Source organism: Streptomyces sp. NPDC050549 (genome assembly GCF_040655035.1).
In the GTDB taxonomy this organism is placed as follows: domain Bacteria; phylum Actinomycetota; class Actinomycetes; order Streptomycetales; family Streptomycetaceae; genus Streptomyces.
This window is the reverse complement of the sequence record NZ_JBFAJD010000007.1, coordinates 269,377-291,326: the sequence shown is the minus strand read 5'-3', so window position 1 is coordinate 291,326 and position 21,950 is coordinate 269,377. Positions and strand designations below refer to the sequence as shown.

Below are 21,950 nucleotides of genomic sequence, written 5' to 3'. Positions count from 1 at the left end.
TCGTGGGGGTAGAAATACGCGCTTCCGTTTGGGGTCCAGGGCGAGAGTCCCAAAGTCTCCATTCACGGGCGGTCGTGACCTACTGATATTGCATTCTCATTGCGAGGATCTCCGTCGCGTCTGATGTGGACTTCGCCGGCGACAGGTCGCCGTCCTTCCGATCCGGGAGGCGTTGCACGGCCGGTGCGAAAGGAAGCCGAACCGGACCCGACAGCTTGGCCGGGAAACGCGGTTGGCCGACGGCGGGTCGCCGATGCGGCCGAGGGTCGCGCCCACCCTCTAGCCCTCGGCTGCCGCTCGTTCCTTGGCGGCCTCCTGTGCACCGGCCTTCGCGCGCAGCGGCACCGGCTTCCAGCAGGCCAGGACGACGAGACCGATTGCGGCGAGACCCGCCGCGACGAGGAAGACAGTGCCCATCGATTCGGCGAATGCCTGCCTGAGCGGGTAGGAGACGGAATCAGGCAGCGTCTGCAGTACGGAGGTGTTGTGCACCACGTCCTGCGCCGCGCCGGTGTTCCCGGAGTTCAGCGCCGTGACGAGCTGCCGGGCCGAGCGGTCGGTCGTCTCGTTCGCGGCCCGGGCCAGTTCCTGACGGAAGGCAGGGTGCTGGACTGCGGAGTTCACACGGTGCGCGATGGCCGTCGGTGCGAGGGCGAACCAGATCGAGAGCAGCACCGCCACGCCTGCGGTGCCCCCGATCTGCCGGAAGAACGTGGCAGCCGCCGTGGAGACGCCCAGGTCCCGGGCCGGAAGGATGTTCTGCATCACCAGGGTGATCGGCTGGCTGAAGCAGCCGATGCCGAGCCCGAACGCGAAGGTCACCGGCAGCAGCACCAGCAGGTTCTCCGTCCCTGCGACGGCGTACAGGAGAAACATGCTGAGCATCGTGACGATCGCGGAGACAAGCGAATGCACACGGTACTGACCGGTGCGGGAGATGATCTGACCCGACGTCAGCGCGCCCGCGATGGTACCGGTGATCATCGGCAGGAGCAGGACGCCGGCCCGGGTCGGTCCGGCGCCGAGCACCACCTGGAAGTACTGCGGCACCAGGCTGAACGGGGCGAGCACCAGCGCGCCGAGGATGAAGGCGAGAACGGTGCCCTGGGAGAACCGTGGATTCCGGAAGATGCGCAGCGGCAGCAACGCGTTCTCGGTCATCCGCTTCTCGATCCAGAGGAAGGCGAGGGTGCCCACGCCGAACACCAGGAAGCAGGTGACGGACCGGACTGATCCCCAGCCCCACTCCTGGCCGAACTGGGCGACGACGAGTGCCGGGGCCAATGTGACGGTGAGGACCATGCCGCCGGTCCAGTCGATGCGCACGCCGTCGCGGCGCGCCTGCTGGATGTTCAGGACCTTGTACACCACGGCCATGGCCACGAGACCGAGCGGCACGTTGATCAGGAAGGCCCAGCGCCAGCCGGTGATGCCGGCGATGGTGTGCGAGTTCGAGAGGAAACCACCGATGAGCGGTCCGAGGACACTCGAGCCGGTGAACACGGCCAGGAAGTAGCCCTGGTACCGGGCGCGTTCCCGGGGTGCGACGATCTCTCCGAGGATGGTGAACGCCAGCACGCTCAGTCCACCCGCGCCTATGCCCTGCACGGCCCGGAAGACCGCGAGTTGGTACATCGACGTCGCACACGCGCAGGCGACCGAGCCGGCCATGAAGACCGAGACGGCGAACAGATAGGACGGCTTGCGCCCGAAGACGCCGGACAGCTTGCCGTAGAACGGCGTGACAATCGTCGAGGTGACCAGATATGCGGTGGTGACCCATGCCTGCTGCGAGTAGCCCCCGAAGTCGTCGGCGATGACGCGGATCGAGGTCGCGACGACCGTCTGTTCCATCGCGATCAGGAAGATGCCCATGAGCAGGCCGGACACGATGTACAGGATCTGCCGATGGGTCAACGCGGCCGGTTGTGACTCGGAGTTCTGGACGGCGGTGCGGTCAGCCATGGTGCAACTCTCTTCAGGTCGAGCGCGGTTGGACTGTGTGAGTCGGCCGCCGGCGATCCCGGTCGACTGCGCGCAGTCGGCGGTCGGCGTGGCCAGTCCCGCTCCCCTCCGGCATCCGGCATCCGGCATCCGGCATCCGGCATCCGGCATCCGAGGAGCATCCGTTTGCTTCACCGGTGCCGGGGCGGCTCCCGGCCCCGGAGATCGACGCCGGATCCGCTCCTCCAGAAGAGGGAGCGGATCCGGCGTCGGGTCAGACGCGCTCGTAGAAGCCGTCGAGGCGACCGCGTGCGAGTACGTCGACGGCGGCGGCCAGCACGTCGCGCGGCTTGGCGGAGTCCGGCACGGTGTTGCTCTTTCCGACCTTCAACGGGGCGGCCAGCGCGAAGAGTTGGAAGACGTAACGGTGCGGGCCGTGGCCCTTGATCGGTGCCGGCCCGAGGTAGCCGCGGCGCGAGCCGGAACTCAGCAGACGCACACCGTCGACGGGGTTCTCGGCGGCGAGATCACCCTGGGCGAGTCCGGTCACCGAGGGGTCGAGCAAGGCGATGCCGTGGTTGTACGGCAAGGCCGTCGGCGCATCGGGATCCTCGATGACCAGCAGCAGCTGTGCCGTGCCGGCGGGGACCGCGTCCCACGTCAGAGCCGGTGACAGATCCTTGCCGCCCAGCCGCTTCCCGGCGTGGACGGTCGGGATCGTCGCCTCGTTCGCGAAGTCGGGACTGCTCAGCGCGAACGTTTTCCTGCTTGCCAGGTTCGGTGAGTTCCAGGCGAGGCCGTCCTGCCCCGCTCGCTTGTTCTTCAGTAATTTGCCCATGACTGCCATGTGTTTCTCTCTTGTTCGTGACGATTGCCAGGTGGGGTCAGAGCCGCCGGGCGGCGGCGGAGGCGAGCAGGGGTTCGGCGAAACGGCAGATCTCCTCGGCGCCGTCGAACTCCTGGGTGGTCGGTTCGTCCCACTCGGATCTGATGGGCGCCCCCGGCCAGTTGTGGCCGCCGCCGAACACGGTCCAGGCGACGACCTGGGTGCCCCCGACACCGCCCTCGGCGAGGGCGCGGCTGGAGAGCTCCGTGGTTCGGGTCTCGGCCGCTTCGGGCAGGCACCGGTTCGTGGCCCGCCAGTGCTCGGCCGTTTCGTGGAGCGACAGTGCTCGGCCGTTTCGTGGAGCGACAGTGTTCGGCCGCGCAGGCGGCCCCTGGGTCCGCGGCGTCGGGAGTGTCCGGGGCCGATCGGTGAGATCAGGTCCGCCGTGCCGTGGATCAGCAACGCGGACACGGCGTGCGTCGGCCGAGTGTCGAGCAGGGCCGCGGGCAGCCCCCCGGCTATGGCCGCCACGACCGCCACCCGGTCGCCCGCCTCCAGCGCCAACCGGTGGGCCATGAACGCGCCGTTGGACATTCCCGCCACCACCGCCCGATCGGCCGGGGTGCCGTACCGGTCGGCCGACCAGTCGATGATCGTTCGGAGGAAGGCCACGTCGTCCACACCCGTCGCGTCGGACCCCGTGACACCGCGGCCGTCGGCCCAGCCCCCACCGAGACCGTCCGGGTAGACGACCGCGAAACCCCACACGTCGGACTGCCTGTCGAACGTCGTCCACTCGCGCATGACCTGGCCGGTGACGTTCCACTGGTTGCCGTGCAGCACGAGCACCAGCGACATCGGCCGGTCCTCCGACGCCGTGTGCGGCAGCCGGATCGTGAAGCGGCGGTACCTCCCGCCGATCCTCAACTCACAGGCGACCAGGTCGCCATCGCCCAACATGTGTGATACCCCCAGATACCAGGACGGTGCCGCCGATTCCCGACGGGACGCCGTGACCGGCCTGGATTCTTATACACCGGAACCGCGATGACTCGCACAGGCAGATAACGGGCATATCGATTGCCAGGGTGTTGCCGTGAGCAAACGATCGAGCACGTCGCGCGCTCCCGTCGGGCCGCCCCAACCGGCGGCTTTACCCGCGCTCGACGCATCCTCGAGCCCAGCCATAGTCGGCATGGCGAGGATCGGGCCCACTGGACCATGTCCTTCGCCAGGTCGAGAGGGTGCCCTGTGACGGATACGCGACTTCCGTTGGCCGAAATCAAAGTCCTCGACGTGTCCACTCTGCTCGCCGGGCCTTTTGCCGCCCGGCTGCTGGCCGACTTCGGTGCCGAGGTGATCAAGGTCGAGCACCCGTCGGGCGACCCGTTCCGCAGGTTCGGCCGGTCGCGGGACGGCGTCCCGCTGTGGTGGAAGGTTTTCAATCGCAACAAGAAAAGTGTGGTGCTCGACCTCGCCGACAGCGAAGACGCGGCACAGTTCCTGGAGTTGGCGGCCGGTGCCGATGTCGTCATCGAGAGTTTCCGGCCCGGCACGCTGGAACGGTGGGGGCTGGGCCCGGAGTTGCTCACCGAGACCAACCCGCGGTTGGTCCTCACCCGGGTCACCGCGTTCGGCCAGGACGGGCCGTACCGGGACCGGCCGGGTTTCGGCACGCTCGCCGAGGCGATGAGCGGCCTGGCGGCCATGTCCGGCGAACCGGACGGACCGCCCCTGCTTCCCCCGTTCCCGCTGGGCGACGCCATCGCCGGCCTGCACGCCGCCTGCGCGACTCTGATCGCACTGCGCGCCCGTGACCTGCTGGGCCATGGACAGACCGCGGACGTCGCGATCACCGAGACCCTGATCAGCTCCCTGGGCGCCCAGCTCACCGAGTACGACCAACTCGGCGTCAAGCCCGCCCGGTTGGGCAACCGGTCGAACAACAACGCGCCGCGTGGCGTGTACCGGTGCCGGGACGGCCGGTGGGTGGCGGTGTCGGCACCGGCGGTGTCGGTGGCCGAGCGGGTCATGCGCCTGGTGGGCCGGCCCGAGCTGTGCGACGAGCCGTGGTTCGCACAGGGCTCCGGCCGCGCCGAGCACCGCGAGACCATCGACGAGGCGGTTCAGCTCTGGGTCTCGGTGCACGACCGCGACGCCGTACTGGCCGAGTTCGAGCGGGCCCAGGCGGCGGTGGCGCCCATCTACGAGGTCGACGACATCGCCGAGGACCCGCAGTTCCAGGCGCGGTCGCTGGTGGCCCGGGTGCCCGACGCCGATCTGGGCACGGTGGCCATGCCGACGGTGCCGTTCCGGCTGTCGCGGACACCCGGAAGCATCAGGTGGGCCGGCCCCCGCCTCGGCGAACACACCGAGGAACTGCTACCGCACCCATGGAAGGAGGCGGCGAGCAAATGAGCGACGCGCAGGTGACGCACCCTGTCTACCGGAGCTGTCTGTATGTGCCGGGCCATCAGCCGGACCGGATCGCGCGGGCGTACGAGTCCGAGGCGGACGCCGTGATCATCGATCTCGAAGACGCCGTTCCGGTCCTGCAGAAGCCCCTGGCCCGGGAAACGGCCGCAGCCATCACGTCGGTGCCCACCCCCAAACCGACCTTCGTACGCCTGAACTCGATGCGCTCCACGCTGTGCGAGCAGGACGTGGCGGCCGTGGCGGGGGTCGGTCTCACCGGTGTGCGACTGGCGAAGACCGAGTGGCCCGGCGAGATCCGGCAGGTGGCGGAGCTGCTGCGGGAGGCGGACAGCCCGGCCGTCATCCACGTGCTCGTCGAGACGGCCAGGGGGCTGGAGAACGCCTACCAGCTCGCCACCGCCTCACCGTCGGTCGGCATGCTGGGGCTTGGCGAGTCCGACCTCCGGGCGGATCTGTACGCCGACATGGACGGCGCCACCATGGACGCCACCCGGACTCGGGTGATCATCGTCTCCCGGGCCGTCGGCCTGCCGAACCCGCTGCAGAGCGTCTTCCCCGACCCGCGCAACCCGGAAGGACTGCTCGCCACGAGCATCCACGGCAAGCGGCTCGGCTTCATCGGGCGTATGGCCGTCCACCCTTCGCAGGTGCCGATCATCCACCACGTGTACACCCCGCAGCAGCACGAGATCGAGGAGGCGATGGAGATCTGCGCCGCAGCCGCGCTCGCCAAGGAACAGAACCGGTCGATCGTGATCAACAGCAAGGGGAAGATGGTGGGCCCGCCCGCGGTCGCCAGCGCACGGCAGACCCTTCGGCTGGCCAACGCCCTGGACCTGGTGGGGAATGCGACGTGACAGCCACTTCGGAGCGGACCGACCCGCTGCTGGCCGCGCTGGCGGCCGGTGTCGAGACGATCGACCTCGCCCAGCCGCTGGCCGACGGCATGCCCTGCTCGCCCAACCACCCGGGATTTCGCATGGTGCTGTCGCGGCGTCACGGGGACATGGTCCGGGAGGACGGCGGATCCGCGGCCAACGAGGTGATCGTGACCGGCGGTCACGTCGGCACGCACATCGACGCGCTCGCCCATGTGTCCCAGGACGGCATGGTGCACGGCGGCGTGGACGCCGCGTCGGCCCAGACCGGGGGCTCGTTCACGGTCCACGGTGTCGACGCGATCCGGCCCGGGCTGTGCCACGGTGTGCTGCTGGACGTGGCGGGACTGCACGGCGTGGAGCGCCTTCCCGGCGGCTACGGGATCACGGCGGACGATCTGACCGCGGCCGCGGAACAGGCGGCGGTGCGTCCGCGGCGGGGCGGGGTCTGCCTGGTCAACACCGGCTGGAGCACCCTGTGGTCGGACCCCCGGCGCTACCTCGGGATCGAGTCCGGCGTGCCCGGCATCACCCCGGACGCCGCGGAGTGGCTGGTCCGGCACGGAATCCTGGCGGCCGGCGCGGACACCTCGGCGTTCGAACAGGTGCATCCTGGCCGGGGTCACGCCACCCTGCCGGTGCACCGGATCCTGCTCGTCGAGCACGGCACGCACATCATCGAGCACCTCCGGCTCGGCGAACTCGCGGACCGCGGTGTGGCGGAGTTCGCGTTCGTCCTGGCACCGTTGAACATCGTGGGCGCGACCGGCTCGCCGCTGCGCCCGCTCGCCCTGGTGAGCGGCGACCGATGAGCGGGATCCGGGGACTCATCGACGACGTGGCCGACTTCGCCGAGCACGCGGCGCGAGAGGGCCTGCCGGCGAGGCGGCGGGAGGTGGCCGTGCGGGCCGTGCTGGACACCGTGGGCGTCATGGTCCTGGGCTCGGCGCAGCCCGTCCTGCACACGGTGCTCGCCGTGACCCGCCGATGGGGGGTGCTGCCCGAGTCCACCGTGATCGGACACGACGAGCGCATGCCCAGCGCCTCGGCCGCCTTCGTCAACGGCACGCTGGCGCACTGCATGGACTACGACGACACGCACCTGCCGTCGGTGCTGCATCCCAGCGCGTCGATCGTCCCCACCGCGCTGGCCGTCGCCGAGGCCACCGGAGCCGATGGCCCGCGTCTGCTGGACGCCGTCGCGGTGGGCACCGAGGTGTGCATCCGGCTGGGCATGGCCGGATACGACGAGGAGCGGCGGAACTCGATCTTCTTCGACCGGGGCCAGCACGCGACCAGCATCTGCGGCGCAGTGGGGTCGGGCGTGGCGGCGGCGATGCTGCTGGCCGGTGACGCCGCCACGATCGCAGCCGCCGGAGGCATCGCGGCCAGCATGTCCAGCGGGTTGATCGAGGCCAACCGGACCGGCGGTACGGTCAAACGGATACAGACCGGGTGGGCGGCGCACTGCGGGGTCACCGCGGGCCAACTGGCGGTCGCCGGGCTCACCGGGCCGCCCACGGTACTCGAAGGACGCTTCGGCTTCTTCCGGGCGTTCTGCGGCGGGCGCGCACGACCGGAGCGGGTCACCGCCGAACTCGGCGACCGCTGGCACGCCGACCAGGTGCACGTCAAACCCTATCCGTGCAACCACTTCATCCACACCGCCATCGACGCCGCGATCGAGCTGCGGCGCCGGGGCGTCAAGCCCGGCGACGTGCTCGCCATCGAACTCGGCGTGGCGGAACCGGTGTTGCGCACGATCGCCGAACCGGCGGCCGACAAGGCCGCCCCCACGACCGGCTACGCGGCGGCGTTCTCCGGCCCGTACGCCCTCGCCGCCGCACTGGTCGGCGGCGGCGGTCTCGGTGCCTACGTCGGCGACTTCACCGACCTGGCGGTCCGTCGTCCCGACGTGCTCGACCTGGCCCGAAAAGTGCGGTGCCACGCCGACCCGGAGTGCACCAGGATCTTCCCCGACCAGCTGCCGGCCAGGGTGACCGCGCACCTCGCGGACGGCCGGACCGAGCAGGTGGCCTGCCTCAGCAATCGGGGCGGACCGGGTCGGCCGCTGACCGACGGTGAGCTGGACCTGAAGTTCTCGCTCAACGCCCGGACCCGTTACGACCCAGCGACCGCGGCGTCGATCAGCCACGAGATCCGTCGACTGGCCGGGGCCCCGGATGTCCGACCGACCATGCAACTGCTAGGAGGTACTCCGTGACCGGACTCAGCGCGGACCCGAAATGGGCGGCACTGGACCCCGCGATCCATCCGACCGACCCCGACGACTACCTCAGGGTCGCCCTCGCATGGCACTTCGGCGCCGAGACCGGGTCCCCCTTCTGGCTGAGGCGGGCCGAGAAGCTCGACTTCGACCCGCTGCACGACGTGCGCGGCTACGAGGACCTGGCGCTGTTCCCCAACGTCGTCGACGAGTTGCGGCACATCGCCGTCGAGGATCTGATCCCCCGCGGCTACGGACCCAACCCGCCGATGCCGAAGGTCTTCGAGACAGGCGGCACCACCGGCGCGCCGAAGCGGGTCATCCTGATGCCGGACTGGATCGAGGCGGCACTCGACCGGATGCTCGCCGGCCCGGTGTTCGCCGGACGGGAGCCGACCAACATCCTGGTGGCGGCACCGACCGGGCCGCACAAGATCGGTTCCCAGTACGACTGGGTCGTCGCGCGGCAGAACACGCTCAAGTTCGCGATCGACATCGACCCGCGATGGGTCAAGAAGCTGATCAGCCAGGGCAAGAACGACGAGGTCAAGGCGTACGTCGAGCATGTGCTGGACCAGATCGGGCACGTATTGGAGAGCCAGCACGTCGGCATGCTGGTGACCACTCCACCGCTGCTGCGGGCGTGCGCGGGTCGCCCCCGGCTCGCCGAGCTGATCAACTCCAAGATCGATGTGGTGTTCTGGGGCGGCGCCCACATGACCGTGGACGAGCGGTTCCAGCTCGCCCATGAGTACTTCCCGGACGTCAGGCTGATCAGCAGGTACAACAGCGCACTGATCCTGGAGGGAGCCAGGGAACGTGACGGGCTCGGTGCCGACACGGACATCACCTACGACCCGCGCAGCCCCGTGGTGACCTTCCGCGTGGTCGACCCCGGGACCCGGCGGCCCGTCGCGTACGGCGAGCGCGGGCAGGTCGTGATGAACCACATCAGCAAGGGCATGTTCCTGCCCAACAACCTCGAACGGGACAGCGCCGTCCGGGTTCCGGGCCGGCCCGGTCAGATCGGTGACTCGGTGGCCGGCCCGAAGCCCGTCGACACGTTCGGCGGCGAGCGCGTGATCGAGGGCATCTACTGAACCGAGCCCCGCCTACGGCTCGATCCGGTGCCGAGTGGGCTGTGCGGGGGACCAGGGTGCCCAACCCGGCTGTTCGTTCCTCGCCAGTCCCATCAGCGCGGCCTGCTGCTCGGCGCCCACCGCGCGGTCGACATCGGTGCCTTCCGAGCCGTGTGGATCGATGAACAGCGTGGGCAGATCGACGCCGTGCACCGCCTTTCCGGCGAAGAGCGGGTTCTGGGCGATCGGCGAGACGGTGGGGCTGTAGTCGAACGTCTGCCACCAGCCCCGGCCGCCGGCCCGGTGCGCCGCCGTGAGCAGACGTTCGGCCGGCTCGTAGTACACCTTCTCGGTGAGGAACTCGATCTTCTCGTCGTGGTCCGCGGCGGGATCCGGACCGGACCGGGCCGCGTACATCTGATCGACCATGTCCGACGAGTAGATGTCGTACGCCCTGGCTTCGTCCGCGGTGACCGAGACCAGCGTGGGGACGTCGGCCATGAGCCCGTCGGCGACGGACTCGAGCGGCGGCCGGGGCACCACCGTCCCGTCGACGAAGGGCCCGTAGTGCACTCGCCCGTCGCTCTTGAGGAGCCGCCGATGGATGTGCCGGAGCGCCACGTTCGGCACGGCGGCGAGCGCCGACGGAGTGGCCGCCAACGACTCCGCCCCGGCCATGAACCGCTCGGCACGGCGTACCGCCTCGGACCTCGTCACGAGAGACTCGGCGTTCCCGCTGTAGAGGGCGGCCTTGTGGAACAGGCCCCGGGCGGCGGGAGCGCCCAACAGCGTGCCCACGTCCGATCCGCCCGAGGACACACCGAAGACGCACACGTTGTCGGGGTCGCCGCCGAAGCGGCCGACATTGTCACGGATCCACTGCAGCAACAGGATCTGGTCGAGGACGGGCAGGTTGGCACTGTCGCCGAAGCCCGGGTCGAGGTCTCCGAGATACAGCCAACCCCACGGCCCCAGCCGGTAGTTCGCGGTGATGACGACCGCATCATGACGGGCCGCGTAGACCCACGCGTCCATGGACGGCGAACTGCCGCTGCCGTACACGTGGCCACCGGCGTGCAGCCACACCAGAACCGGCCGGGCCTGGCCGTCGGCGGCCGGCGACCAGATGTTCAGGTTGAGGCAGTCCTCCTGCTCGACCGCGTCCTCGTACACGACCTGCCACGACATGCCCGAGAAGATCGGCACCTGCCAACTGATGGGCCCCCACCTGGTCGTCTCGCCGGGGCCACCCGGCGGCGCCGGGACCGCGGGGCGGAACCGCCGCTCGATCCTTCCGTACGGCACACCGCGCCAGTTCGGCACATCTCGGTCCAGAAATCCGTGAACCGGTCCGGATGACGTCTCAACTGTCAGGTCACTCATCGCCGGTGCTCCTAAGGATCGACGGTGCCGGCTGGGCACGTCCGCCCGGCAGATGCTCACAGCGCGCACTCGACTCCCGCTCAACAGCTCGTCGAGCACAGTTCGAGTGCTCTTCACGGCGGGTGGCGCTCATGCGGAAGGCGGAGACGAATGCCCAGGGCGACCATGCAGGATTCACGGGGGCATTGATGCGGTACGCCCTTCAACGCCCGTGCCCCGGATGACACGCTCCGATCGTCTGTGATTACGAGACGACACGAAGGGTCCACTCATGCGGATGCAACTCGGTGTCCTCGGCCCGCTCCACGCCGAACTGGGCGGCTGCTCGATCGTCCCCACGGCCGGAAAGCCCCGGCAGGTCCTCGCCCTCCTGGCGCTGCGGGCGGGACGTGCCGTGCCGGTGGCGACCCTGATGGAGGAGTTGTGGGCGGACTCCCCGCCCCGCAGCGCCTCGACCACCCTTCAGACGTACATACTCCACCTGCGGCGAGCCATCGCCAGAGCGCTGCCCGAAGACTGCGCGGCGTCCCCGAAGGACGTCCTCGGCATGTCCTTCGGGGGCTACCGGCTCGCTGCCGTCGTCGAGGAGCACGACCTGAACGACTTCGAGGACCTGGCCCTGCGCGGCGCCGTCGCGCTGGAGGCCGGAGATCCGCCGGTGGCCGCGGACCTACTGGCCCGGGCCCTGGACATCTGGCGCGGACCCGCGCTGGAGGACGTGCCCCGGGGCACGGTCCTGGAGCTGGAGGCCATCGGCATGGAGGAGACCCGGATGCAGGTGCTGGAGCAGCGCATCACGGCAGAACTCCGGTTGGGCCGACAGGCGTTGCTCATCCCGGAACTGCGGGTGCTCACAGCCCGCCACCCGCTGAACGAGAACCTCAGCGCCCAGCTCATGACGGCCTTCCACCGGGCGGGCAGCACCTGGCGGGCGCTGGAGGAGTTCCGCAGGTTGCGCCGCAGTGTGGGCGAGGAGCTCGGCATCGAACCGGGCGCCCGGCTCCAGCGGCTGCACCAGTCCATCCTGAACGGGGAGTCGGAGACCGGCGATCCCGGCCGCCCCAGCCCGCTGCTCGCAGGCTGACGACCGTGCCACACCGCTGTCCGGCCGGCCGGTACCGGCCGGCCGGACAGCGGTTCCGTCATGTCTGCGTCCGGTCCGCCATGGTGCGCTCCAGAACGCCGACGTACAGGTTGGGGTCGCTGGTGCTCAGTTCCCGCAGGGCCCGCGCGTGCGGGGCGAACTCCGGGTGGGAAACGGCCTGTTGGAAGTGTTCCCGGCTCGCCCACTCGGCGATGTTGACGTACGTGCCGGGCCGGTCCGCATGGCGCAGCAGACGGTGCCGCAGAAAGCCGGGCCGGGCGCTGAAGAACCGCGAGGTCTCGTCGAAGACGCGCTCGAACTCCACCGTGGAGCCGTGCACATCGAAGCGGTTGACAAAGGTGATCACCTGGGGGTTGCCTCCTCCTGGGCGTGGGCGGGATCCGCAGGTGCCATCGTCGCCCCGTCGGCTCGACCGGGGCTCGAAAGCCCGGCCCGTCCCGGCAGGTCAGCCGCCCTCCGCCCGCTGCTCCTCGTCGCCGCTCAGGATTCCCCAGGCGTACCCGGCGGCCCGCCGCACCAGTTCGGCGAGCGCCTCGGTGTCGGCCTCGTCGCCGTCCGGTGGCGGACCGAGTCTGCGCACCATCCGGTCCGGGGCGACGGGCGGCAGCGGGTGCAGTGCCACCCCGGTCAGGTCACCACCGGCGAAGAAGCCCTCGTCGGCGGAGAGTTCGGCGGGGCCGGCCGGTGTTTCGCCGAACGGTGCGCTGCGTGCCGCACGGAGCCCGGCGAGCAGTTCCTCCCGGTTGCGGCCGCGCAGTGCGGGCAGCAGGAAGGGGTTGTCCTCAAGGGCACCGGCGAACGTGTAGTGCACGGCCGCACCGTGGACGCACGGAACACCGGTGTCGCGGCACCCGCACTCCGACGAGAACTCACCGCGCCGGGGGAACAGGGTGAGCCCCACCTGCCCGAAGGTCTCGTCGATGCTCTCCGGCATCCGGCCCTGGAGCAGACCGGCCGCGTGCTGGAGCTGACCCGCGAGGGCACGCACCGCCGCCTCCCACTCCTCGTCGGTGAACACGGGCAGGTTGAGCGTCACCCGGTAGGTGCGCCCTCCCTGCCCGACCCTCGCGGTCACCTCGCCCGGGCTGACCTGCAAGCCCTGCACGGCGCCGTTGCGGGCCAGCGAACGGCCGCGGGGCAGACGGGTGTTGGGGTAGGTGGCACCGAGCGACTCCAGGGCCCGGATCCAGCGCCTGCTCGACCAGGTCGCGCCAAAGGTCTGCTGTCGCTCGCGGGTGATCGTGCTGCGGCCGGTGGCCGGGCTCATACGTTGTCTCCCGAGTCGGCGAGCCGGACCAGAGCGCGCAGCGCCTCGTCGTCCAGCTCGGTCAGCCAGGTCTCGCCGGTGCCGACGACGGCGTCGGCCAGCGAACGCTTGCTCCGCAGAAGCGCGTCGATGCGCTCCTCGAACGTGTCGGCGGTGACCAGCTTGTGCACCAGCACGGTCTTGGTCTGGCCGATGCGGTGGGCGCGGTCCGTGGCCTGGTCCTCGACGGCAGGGTTCCACCACCTGTCGTAGTGCATCACATGTGAGGCGCGGGTCAGGTTCAGGCCGAAGCCGCCCGCCTTGAGGCTGATGAGCAGCAACGGCGGTGCGCCGTCGTCCTCCTGGAAGGCGTGCACCATCCGGTCCCGCTGCTCCGGCGAGGTCCCGCCGTGCAGGAACGGGACGCGGTCCAGGCCGAGTTGCGCCGACAGGTGGCTCGCCAGCAGGTCGCCCATCACCCGGTACTGGGTGAACACCAGCGCCCGCTCGCCCGCCGCCACCACCTCGCCGAGCATGTCGGTGGCCCGCTCCAGCTTGCCGGAACGCCCGGCGAGCTGCCCTGCGCCGGTGTCCTGTGCGCCGAGGTACTGGGCCGGATGGTTGCAGATCTGCTTGAGGTGGGTGAGCAGCCGCAGAACGTTGCCCCGCCGCTGGATGCCGGTGCCCAACCCCTCCTCGCCCGTGCCGAACGCCTCGTCCACCGCGGCCCGGTACAGGTCCGTCTGCTCTGCGGTCAGGTCGCACGACACCGTGGACTCCAGCTTGGCGGGCAGTTCGTCGACGACCGTGCTCTTCATCCGCCGCAGCATGAACGGCGCGGTGACGGTGCGCAGCCGCTCGGCGGAGCGGGTGTCGCCGTCGCGCTCGATGGGTACGGCGAGCTGCTCCTTGAAGCGGTGGTGCGAGCCGAGCAGGCCCGGGTTGGCGAAGTGCATGATCGACCACAGCTCGGAGAGCCGGTTCTCGACCGGGGTGCCCGTCAGGGCCACCCGAGCCTGCGCCGTCAGCCGGTACGCGGTGCGTGCGGTCTGTGCCGCCTGGTTCTTGATCTGCTGGGCCTCATCGAGCACGACCAGATCCCAGTCGACCGAGGTCAGCAGCTCGGCGTCCAGACGCAACAGCGCGTAACTGGTCACATGGACCGTGCCGGGGGTGAACTCCTCTGGGCGGGTGGCCCGTTGGGGCCCGTGATGCCGTACGACATCGAGGTCCGGGGCGAAACGAGCCGCCTCGCGGCACCAGTTGCTGACCACCGAGGTGGGACAGACGACGAGTTGGGGCCGTTCGCGGGGCCGTCCGGCGAGCAGGCCGATGGTCTGGAGGGTCTTGCCGAGGCCCATGTCGTCGGCGAGCAGGGCACCGAAACCCAGCTCGGTCAGCGACTGGAGCCAGGCGACGCCGCGCTTCTGGTAGTCGCGCAGGTCGGCGTGCACACCGGCGAGTCGGGGCTCCTCGTTCGCGATCGCCTCGCGCAGGCGGCCGACCAGCTCGGCGACCGAACCCTCGGCCAGCGCGGACACGTCGCCGAACTCCTCCGTACGGTGCCGGCCGCACAAGGCGACGGACAGGGCCTCAGCCGTGGACAGCCGTCCGGTCCGACCCACCAGGGCGGCCAGTTCGGCAACGCGCTCGCAGTCGACCCGTACCCACGAACCGCGCCACAGCGCGAACGGTTCCCCGCGCGCGGCCAGTTCGGCCACCTCGTCCGCGGTCACGACCTCGTCGCCCACCACCGCCTCCCAGCGGTAGGTGACGGTACGGTGCCGGGTCCCGGCGGTGTCCCCACGCCTGCCGCCACGACGGGACCCGACGCGCAGCCGGGGCCCGAGCAAACGGTCACCGTCGGCCAGTTCCCGCGGGACGATCACCTCGATCCCCGCGTTGCGGAGGTCGTTGCCGGCGTCGCCGAACAGGTCGGCGGCCTCCACGGGGGTGAGCCGCACCTGGGCGGGCCGCGCCTCGCCGAGGCAGACGGCCACGGGCCGGAACCAGCGGGCGGCGACAGCGAGCGACGCGGTCAGTGTCTCCTGCGGATGGTCCAGGAGGCGGTCGCCGAGCGGTATCGCCGAGGCCCGGCTGCTCCACACCCGCTGCGCGGGCAGCAACAGCGCGGGCTCGTCCGCGGCCTGCAGATGGAGGGTCAACGGCCAGGGCGCGTCCGGCCCGTCCGGCAGCCCCAGCCGCAGACACAGCCGGCCCACGACGCGCTCACCCGCGGCGGCGGCCACCCACCGTCCGACGGCATCGACGGAGGAAGAACCGGGATGCGCTGTCTCCGCCCGGTCCCCGGTCAACGCGGCGATCCACGCACGGGCGCCACCGGCCTCCGGGGTCCGGGCCACGGCCGCCGGGGCAGCCGCCCGTACACATGCGTCGGCCACGGCGTCGCCGAAGGCACCCAGCAGTGCCCGCGCCGACCAGACCCGGTCACCGACGGGACAGTCGGTGACGACGGCTCCGGCGTCGGACGGTCCCGTCAGCCGCAGCGCGTGCGCCGCCCCCGGCAATGCCTCGGCGAGCGTGTCCAGACGGGGGTCGCCGGACGGTTCGACACGCCAGTGCGCCAGGGTCCGCGCATCCGCCGCCGGGCGGAGGAAGGGAATCGTGTGCCCGGCGACCACGTGTTCCAGGGCCCAGCGCGCGGCCACCGACCAGGCGTACACCGACCGGCCGAGCCGGGCGTCGTCCTCCCCCGGCACGAGGTGGGCCAGCGTGCGCAGTACCTCGCTCAGCGGCACCAGCAGTGCGGGCACGTCCGCGTCGACCAGCCGGCCGTCACGGGGCAGCAGTGTGGGCAGCCGGTCGAGGGCCCGTGTGTCGTCCGCCCGGCCGAGCAGACCCGCCGCCACGCCGTCCGCCGCCGGGTCCGCCGTACCCCAGAAGGCCATGCGCCCCTGCCCCGGCAGCTCGGCGTCCGGTACGAACGTCGCCTGCAAAAGGCCGGGAAATCCGGGGGTTTCCAATACATCCATCCGGTGGTCCTGTCTTTCGGAATACGAGACGCCGACGGGCCGACGCGCAGTGCACACGGGAATCCAGGATAAACACGCCGGAGTGGTCGACATGACGGAACCGCCGCCGGAATATACATCGGCGGCGGTCCATGGCCGAAATTATTCGCCGCGTTCCGGCGCCGTGTACCAGCTGCGCGGGTCGACATCGCGCGGAACCCAGGAGGGGGCGCCCTGCTCGGTGTTCACGCCCTTCTCCACGACGACCAGGTTGTGGTGGACGTGCACCGCGCCGATGCTCCGTTCCCAGTGCGCGGCGGGGGAAGGGCCCGCGTCGCCCACCGGGGTGCGCTCCTGGTGGTTGAGCCCGTCGACCAGCGCCTTGACGAACCCCATGGAGGTGGCCGGGTCGTTCAGGTCCCGTTCGTTGCCGCCCCACCCCGGCCAGTACGCGGTCTGGGTGTCCTCGATCACGTACAGACCGCCGGGCCGCACCTGTGGAAACAGCGCGCGGAAGGAGGTCAGCACATGGTCGTTGAGGTGGCTGCCGTCGTCGATGACGATGTCGAAGGGGCCCCGCTCCAGGGCCAGGGCCGCCAGATACGAGGCGTCGGACTGGTCACCGAGCAGCGGCTCCAGCCGGGGCTCGGCGATGCCGCGCTTCTCGTAGACGTCCAGGCCGTGCACCGTGCCGCGCGGGAAGTAGTGCTTCCACATACGCAGCGAGGCCCCGCCCTGGTCGGGATCGTCGTAGCCGCCGATACCGATCTCCAGGAGGTTGACGGCCTGGTCCCGCAGCGGCGCGAAGTAGCGGTCGTAGTGGGGTGTGTACCAGTGCCCGCCCCACTTGTCGGACCGGAAGCGCACGGCGAGCTCGTTCAGCGAGCGGTGCGGCCGGGAGAGTGCGCCGACCAGCTGGTACAGAGCCGTCACGGCGGCGGCGCGTTCCGCGTGGTCGGGGTCGGCCGGGTCGAGCACGGGTCGGTCGGGCTCGGTGACGAGCAGCTCACGGGTGGCGTCGTGCCGGCCCGGTGTCCCGTAGACGGCGCGCAGGAACTCGACCAGGTCCTGGGTGAGCCGAGCCCGCACCGCCTCGTCCGCTCCCTGCGCCACCTCCCCGGTGCCGCCGCCCAGCGTGATCGTGTACGCCGACTGCTCCTCGCCCAGCCGAAGCCGTACCGCCACCGGGGTCTTCGCCGCGGGCTCGGGGAAGAGACGGGCCCGGTCGGCGGTCTCACGCAGCAGTGTCTCGGCGCAGCGGGCCACGCCGAGTTCGGCGAGGCCGGCGGCGATGTCCGCGTCCGAGCGCTCCGACAGGCGGATGAGGGTGGTCTCCAGGGCGGTGGTGGCGTCCGTCGGCACGGGTGCTCCTTCGTCGTTCGGGTGGTCGGCCCCGCCATGGGGCGGCGGCGACGTTAGGGAGGGCGGCTCGAGTGCAGCTCGACGACCGAAAAGATCCGGACAATGTGCCCGGTTATTCCGCGGGGCGACCCGGAGCAGGTTTTTACAAAAAGTCAAGCCGGTGCGAGTTATCCATTCCGAGAACAGAATTAATTGCGGCTGTCAAATCCGAACGGTCGCGAAGACATGTGAAATGAACGGGAAATCGGTGTACGGGCATCGGCCCTGCCGGGAATCCAGGCGCGCTCAAGTGCCCCCGGCGAGTCTGGACGGGTTTCCGGAACACCGGCGAAGAGGGACCCGATGCGCGTTCTGATCACCGTGCCGCCACTCGATGCGCACTTCAACGGCTGCGTGCCGCTGGCGTGGGCTCTGCGGACCGCGGGCCACGAGGTGCGGGTGGCCGCACAACCATCCCTGATCGGCGGCGTCACCGCCGCGGGGCTCACCGCCGTGCCGGTGGGCGACGACCCCGACCTCGCTCGCGTCATGGCCCGGCAGGGGCCGCTGATCTACGCCCACCACGAGGGCCGGGACCTGCGCCGGGACGCCACCGGACCCGACGGCCTGGAGTTCTTGCGCACCAGCAGCGCGCTGCTCACCGACGCCTTCTACTCCCGCGTCGGCAGCGACCGCACCGTCGACGACCTCGTCGCGCTGTGCCGCACCTGGCGTCCGGACCTCGTCGTCTGGGAGACGTTCACCTTCGCCGGGGCCGTCGCCGCGCACGTCACCGGCGTACCCCACGCCCGGCTGCTGTGGGGGCCCGACCTCTTCGCGCACATGCGGGACGCCCTCCTCGACCACCTCCGGCACGCGGGGACGGATCCCGGCAGCGCGCCGGGGGCCGATCCGCTGCGGGACTGGCTGACCCGTCAACTCAACCGCCACGGACGGGACTTCACCGAGAAGGTGGCCCGAGGACTGTGGCGCATCGAGCAGATGCCGCCCGAACTGCGGCTGGCCCCCGGGCAGCACACCGTCCCCCTGCGCCACGTGCCGTACAACGGGCCGGTTCCCGCCGTGGTCCCGCCGTGGCTGCGACAGGATCCCGAGCGGCCACGGGTCTGTCTGACCAAGGGGCTGAGCGTACGCACCATCGACTCGCCCGACGGACGGGCGGTGACCGTGGGCGACTTCTTCGAGGCGGTCGCCGATCTCGACGCGGAAGTGGTCGCCATCCTGGACGCGGCCGACCGGGAGCAGCTCACATCGGTGCCCCCCAACACCCGGGTGGTCGACTTCACACCGCTGGACGTGCTGCTGCCCACCTGCGCGGCAATCGTGCACCACGGCGGCGCCGGCACCTGGTCGACCGCCGCGGTCCACGGAGTACCCCAGCTGATGCTGGCCTCCATGTGGGACAACGTCTACCGCGCCGTGCGCACCCAGGAGTTGGGCGCGGGCCTGTTCCTGCCACCCGCCCGGCTGACCCCCACTGCGCTGCGCGACGCGGTGGAGCACCTGCTGACGAAGCCCGCCTACGCCGACGGCGCCGAGCGACTCCGGCACGCGATGGCCGCCCAGCCGAGCCCGGCCGCCGTCGTCCCCGAACTGGAGCGACTCGCCGCGCGACCAGTCGGCTAGCCCGTACCGCACTCAGGAGGAGAGACACCGTCATGGCACTGTTCGCCGTTCTGGCCACACAGGCTCCGCGAGGCATCAGCGGAGACGAGTTCCGCGCCCGGCTCCCCCGGGGATTCGCCTACACCAAGTCCTTGGTGGACAAGGGCGTGATCAAACACAACTGGGTCCGTGTCGGCGCGGCGGGCGGCCTGCTCGTCTACGAGGTCGAGTCGCACGAGGAACTCCTCGGCCACCTCTACGACAACCCGTTGAGCCCCCATCTCACCTTCGAGGTGATCCCGCTCGCCGAACCCGGCGCCTTCCACTCCACCCGCTACGCCGACTGAACGCACCGGTGGTGGGGCGGAAGCACAGTCCCCGCCCCACCACCCACGTCAGGCCCCCTGTTCCCGCGCCGGTTCCACCGACAGGGCGTGCCGGAAGATTCCCTTCGGGTCCCAGCGGGCCTTCGCACGCTGCAACCGTGGGTAGTTGTTCTTGTAGCAGAGCGTGTACCAAGGCACCCCGGAGGTGTTCCACTCCGGGTCGGCGAGATCGGTGTCCGGGTAGTTGACGTACGTGCCGTCACTCGTCCCGTCCGGCACGGGCACCCCGCCACTGTGGGCGTACACCTCCCGGTACAGACGCCGGATCCAGTCCAGGTGCCGGGCGTCCTCGCCCGCCTCCCGCCACAGCGTCACGAACAGCGCCTTCAGTACGGCACTCCGCTGAGCCGTGGCGGTGGCGTCCGGCGCCACGGCACGGACCGCGCCGCCGTAGGACATGAACAGCACGCCGGCGCCCGGGTTCGCGTACCCGTCACCAGTCAGGCCCTCGTACAGGGCGGCCAACTGCCGGTCCGTGTACCCCTTGAGCAGATACGCGGCCTTGCCCTTGGAGCGCATGCCGGTGACGGTGTCGGGCAGTGTCGGCCGGAGCGTCGTCTCCAGCCACGGCCGGGAGCGCACCGTGTGCGCGGGGCGCAGCCCCACCCCCTCGTCGAGCGCGTCCACGTACGCCTGCAGCAGGCCCTGCGCGTCCGGGACCGTGGCGTCCATCTGTGTGCTCATCAGCAGCACCCCGGAGGCGCGGTGCATCACGCCGAGCACACTGAACAGGGAGGCGTAGGGCGAGTCGGGCGCGCTGTTGCGCTCGTGCCACTCGGCGTGGTTGCGCATCAGCCGACTGAACCGCTCCTCGCTCATGTCCTGCCACGACCAGGTCACCAGGCTGTCCAGGACCGCCGCCGGAGGCCGCGGCAGCAGACCGGAGGGGTCGGTGCCGGACGCGTCGGCGGTCCGCAGCCAGTACCGGGTGACCACCCCGAACGTGCCGCCGCCACCGCCCGTGTGCGCCCACCACAGATCGCCGAGCTCCCCCTCGTCGTCCCGGGTCGCCACCACCAGCCGGGCCCTCCCCGACGCGTCGACCACGACGACCTCGACCGCCTGGAGAAAGTCGACCACGCATCCGTACCGGCGGGTCAGCATGCCGTACCCGCCGCCGACGAAGTGTCCACCCGCGGCGACGGTGGGGGACGCACCGCCGGGCACGGTCACCCCCCACCCCTTGTAGAGGGTGCGGTAGACGTCGCCCAGCCGGGCCCCCGGTTCCACCGCGAAGGCGCCCATGTCCGGGTCGTAGTACACCTGGTTCAGTTCGGACAGGTCGATCAGGAAGGCGGTGTCCGGACCGTCCACCAGGTCGTCGAGACAGTGTCCGCCGCTGCGGACCGCGAGCCGCAGCCCCGCGCCGACGGCGTCCTGCACCGCCGCCACGGTCTGCTCGGCCGTGCCGACGACGCGTATCTCCTGCGGGCTGCCGGCGAACCGGTGGTTGACCCCTCTGATCAGATCCTCGTACCGGGCATCCTCCGGGGTGACCCGCACCGGCCCCACCGGCGGGCAGCGGCGTGCGCCGTCGGCCATCTCACACCCTCTTCGCACTCTGCGGCCCTGCGGGCCGGTCGGCTGTTGCCCGGCCACCCCACAGCGTCCGCCTCGAACCCGGCTGGAACCCGGCAGGAGTGCCGCCGCGTCGAGCGGGGTTCGAGCGGCCGCCCGTACGGTCCGGCGGTGTGACCGACAACACCGCAGAGACCACAGGATCCCCGCCCACGGACGTCCTCGCGACGTCCCCGGAGGGCAAGGCCGTCGTCGTCACCGGCGGCGGCACCGGCATCGGGCGCGCTGTCGCCCACCGGTTCGCGGAAGAGGGCGCACGGGTCCTCGTCGTGGGCCGCACCCCCGGCACCCTGCGCGAAACCGCCCGGGAACATCCCCGGATCAGAACGCTCGCCACGGACATCACCGCGCCCGACGGACCGGACACGGTCGTCGAGACGGCGCTGGAGCACTTCGGCCGGCTCGACGTGCTGGTGAACAACGCCGCCCTCGGCATCGGCGGGACCCTGGACACCCTCGACCCCGCCGGTCTCGACGCCCAGCTCGCCACCAATCTGCGCGCCCCGATGTTGCTGACCCGCCGCGCGCTCACTGCCCTGGAGAAGAGCTCCGGCACGATCGTCAACCTCAGTACCGCGGGCTCCCTCGGCCGCCGGGCCTGGCCCGGGATGTCGGTCTACGGCGCCACCAAGACCGCCCTGGACTTCCTGACCAGGACCTGGGCGGTGGAACTCGCGCCCCGCGGAATCCGGGTGGTGGCCGTGGCACCGGGTGTCATCGACACCGGCATGGCCACGCGCAACGGCGCTAGCGCGGAGCAGTACGCGGCGTTCCTCGACGACATCCGCCCCCGCATCCCCTCCGGCCGCGTCGGCAGCCCCGAGGAGATCGCCTGGTGGGTGGCCCGGCTCACCGACCCGCTCGCGGGGTACGCCAACGGCACCGTGCTCGCCGTGGACGGCGCCCTGTCCGTGCAGTGATCC

General features: G+C 70.8%; 18 protein-coding genes and 1 pseudogene. 9 read left to right on the top strand and 10 right to left on the bottom strand.

The window, feature by feature from the left end:
- Nucleotides 1–279: 279 nt before the first annotated feature.
- The 4 genes and pseudogenes from AB0I51_RS13955 to AB0I51_RS13940 form a co-directional block, all read right to left on the bottom strand.
- Entirely contained in the window at nt 280–1,965 is a 1,686-nt protein-coding gene (locus tag AB0I51_RS13955; protein WP_362974662.1) for an MDR family MFS transporter, read from the bottom strand.
- A 253-nt stretch (nt 1,966–2,218) separates the two neighbouring features.
- Nucleotides 2,219–2,782, bottom strand: a complete 564-nt coding sequence (locus tag AB0I51_RS13950) for a YbhB/YbcL family Raf kinase inhibitor-like protein (RefSeq protein ID WP_362974690.1) — start codon at nt 2,780–2,782, stop codon at nt 2,219–2,221.
- 46 nt (nt 2,783–2,828) lie between these two features.
- The gene (locus AB0I51_RS13945; RefSeq protein WP_362974694.1) at nt 2,829–2,972 is read right to left on the bottom strand and encodes a hypothetical protein; all 144 of its coding nucleotides are present in this window, start codon (nt 2,970–2,972) and stop codon (nt 2,829–2,831) included.
- Between the two features lie 323 nt (nt 2,973–3,295).
- Nucleotides 3,296–3,730: pseudogene (locus AB0I51_RS13940) on the bottom strand (alpha/beta hydrolase-fold protein); the annotation flags it as partial.
- Nucleotides 3,731–3,991: 261 nt separating this feature from the next.
- On the opposite strand from AB0I51_RS13940, the gene AB0I51_RS13935 reads away from it, so the two are divergent.
- Genes AB0I51_RS13935 through AB0I51_RS13915 form a run of 5 tightly spaced genes read left to right on the top strand, consistent with a single transcriptional unit; the run spans nt 3,992 to nt 9,411 of the window.
- On the top strand, nt 3,992–5,188 hold the full coding sequence (locus AB0I51_RS13935; protein ID WP_362974660.1) for a CoA transferase: 1,197 nt from the start codon (nt 3,992–3,994) through the stop codon (nt 5,186–5,188).
- Complete coding sequence (locus AB0I51_RS13930; RefSeq protein ID WP_362974658.1) at nt 5,185–6,063, top strand: CoA ester lyase; 879 nt, start codon at nt 5,185–5,187, stop codon at nt 6,061–6,063. Before AB0I51_RS13935 ends, AB0I51_RS13930 begins: the two co-directional genes overlap by 4 nt.
- The gene (locus AB0I51_RS13925; protein ID WP_362974656.1) at nt 6,060–6,896 is read left to right on the top strand and encodes a cyclase family protein; all 837 of its coding nucleotides are present in this window, start codon (nt 6,060–6,062) and stop codon (nt 6,894–6,896) included. Before AB0I51_RS13930 ends, AB0I51_RS13925 begins: the two co-directional genes overlap by 4 nt.
- A complete protein-coding gene (locus AB0I51_RS13920) occupies nt 6,893–8,308 on the top strand; it encodes an MmgE/PrpD family protein (RefSeq protein WP_362974654.1) in 1,416 nt (471 codons plus the stop codon). The genes AB0I51_RS13925 and AB0I51_RS13920 overlap by 4 nt, the downstream gene beginning before the upstream one ends.
- Entirely contained in the window at nt 8,305–9,411 is a 1,107-nt protein-coding gene (locus AB0I51_RS13915) for a phenazine antibiotic biosynthesis protein (RefSeq protein WP_362974652.1), read from the top strand. The genes AB0I51_RS13920 and AB0I51_RS13915 overlap by 4 nt, the downstream gene beginning before the upstream one ends.
- 12 nt (nt 9,412–9,423) lie before the next feature.
- On the opposite strand, the gene AB0I51_RS13910 is transcribed toward AB0I51_RS13915, so the two are convergent.
- On the bottom strand, nt 9,424–10,773 hold the full coding sequence (locus AB0I51_RS13910; protein WP_362974650.1) for a carboxylesterase family protein: 1,350 nt from the start codon (nt 10,771–10,773) through the stop codon (nt 9,424–9,426).
- A 271-nt stretch (nt 10,774–11,044) separates the two neighbouring features.
- Here AB0I51_RS13910 and AB0I51_RS13905 point away from each other — a divergent pair, with 271 nt between their 5' ends.
- A complete protein-coding gene (locus tag AB0I51_RS13905) occupies nt 11,045–11,857 on the top strand; it encodes an AfsR/SARP family transcriptional regulator (RefSeq protein ID WP_362974648.1) in 813 nt (270 codons plus the stop codon).
- A gap of 58 nt (nt 11,858–11,915) precedes the next feature.
- Here AB0I51_RS13905 and AB0I51_RS13900 read toward each other — a convergent pair whose 3' ends face one another.
- The 4 genes from AB0I51_RS13900 to AB0I51_RS13885 form a co-directional block, all read right to left on the bottom strand.
- Entirely contained in the window at nt 11,916–12,224 is a 309-nt protein-coding gene (locus tag AB0I51_RS13900; RefSeq protein ID WP_362974646.1) for an antibiotic biosynthesis monooxygenase family protein, read from the bottom strand.
- 99 nt (nt 12,225–12,323) lie between these two features.
- The gene (locus AB0I51_RS13895) at nt 12,324–13,145 is read right to left on the bottom strand and encodes a hypothetical protein (RefSeq protein WP_362974644.1); all 822 of its coding nucleotides are present in this window, start codon (nt 13,143–13,145) and stop codon (nt 12,324–12,326) included.
- Complete coding sequence (locus AB0I51_RS13890) at nt 13,142–16,117, bottom strand: DEAD/DEAH box helicase (protein ID WP_362974642.1); 2,976 nt, start codon at nt 16,115–16,117, stop codon at nt 13,142–13,144. Before AB0I51_RS13890 ends, AB0I51_RS13895 begins: the two co-directional genes overlap by 4 nt.
- Nucleotides 16,118–16,258: 141 nt before the next feature.
- A complete protein-coding gene (locus AB0I51_RS13885) occupies nt 16,259–17,458 on the bottom strand; it encodes a class I SAM-dependent methyltransferase (protein ID WP_362974640.1) in 1,200 nt (399 codons plus the stop codon).
- Nucleotides 17,459–17,800: 342 nt separating this feature from the next.
- On the opposite strand from AB0I51_RS13885, the gene AB0I51_RS13880 reads away from it, so the two are divergent.
- The gene (locus AB0I51_RS13880) at nt 17,801–19,084 is read left to right on the top strand and encodes an activator-dependent family glycosyltransferase (RefSeq protein WP_362974638.1); all 1,284 of its coding nucleotides are present in this window, start codon (nt 17,801–17,803) and stop codon (nt 19,082–19,084) included.
- Nucleotides 19,085–19,116: 32 nt separating this feature from the next.
- The gene (locus AB0I51_RS13875) at nt 19,117–19,410 is read left to right on the top strand and encodes a muconolactone Delta-isomerase family protein (RefSeq protein WP_362974636.1); all 294 of its coding nucleotides are present in this window, start codon (nt 19,117–19,119) and stop codon (nt 19,408–19,410) included.
- A gap of 48 nt (nt 19,411–19,458) precedes the next feature.
- Here AB0I51_RS13875 and AB0I51_RS13870 read toward each other — a convergent pair whose 3' ends face one another.
- Nucleotides 19,459–20,991 (bottom strand): FAD-binding protein, encoded by a 1,533-nt coding sequence (locus AB0I51_RS13870; protein WP_362974634.1) that lies wholly within the window; start codon nt 20,989–20,991, stop codon nt 19,459–19,461.
- A 149-nt stretch (nt 20,992–21,140) separates the two neighbouring features.
- Here AB0I51_RS13870 and AB0I51_RS13865 point away from each other — a divergent pair, with 149 nt between their 5' ends.
- The gene (locus AB0I51_RS13865) at nt 21,141–21,947 is read left to right on the top strand and encodes an SDR family oxidoreductase (protein WP_362974632.1); all 807 of its coding nucleotides are present in this window, start codon (nt 21,141–21,143) and stop codon (nt 21,945–21,947) included.
- Nucleotides 21,948–21,950: the final 3 nt, after the last annotated feature.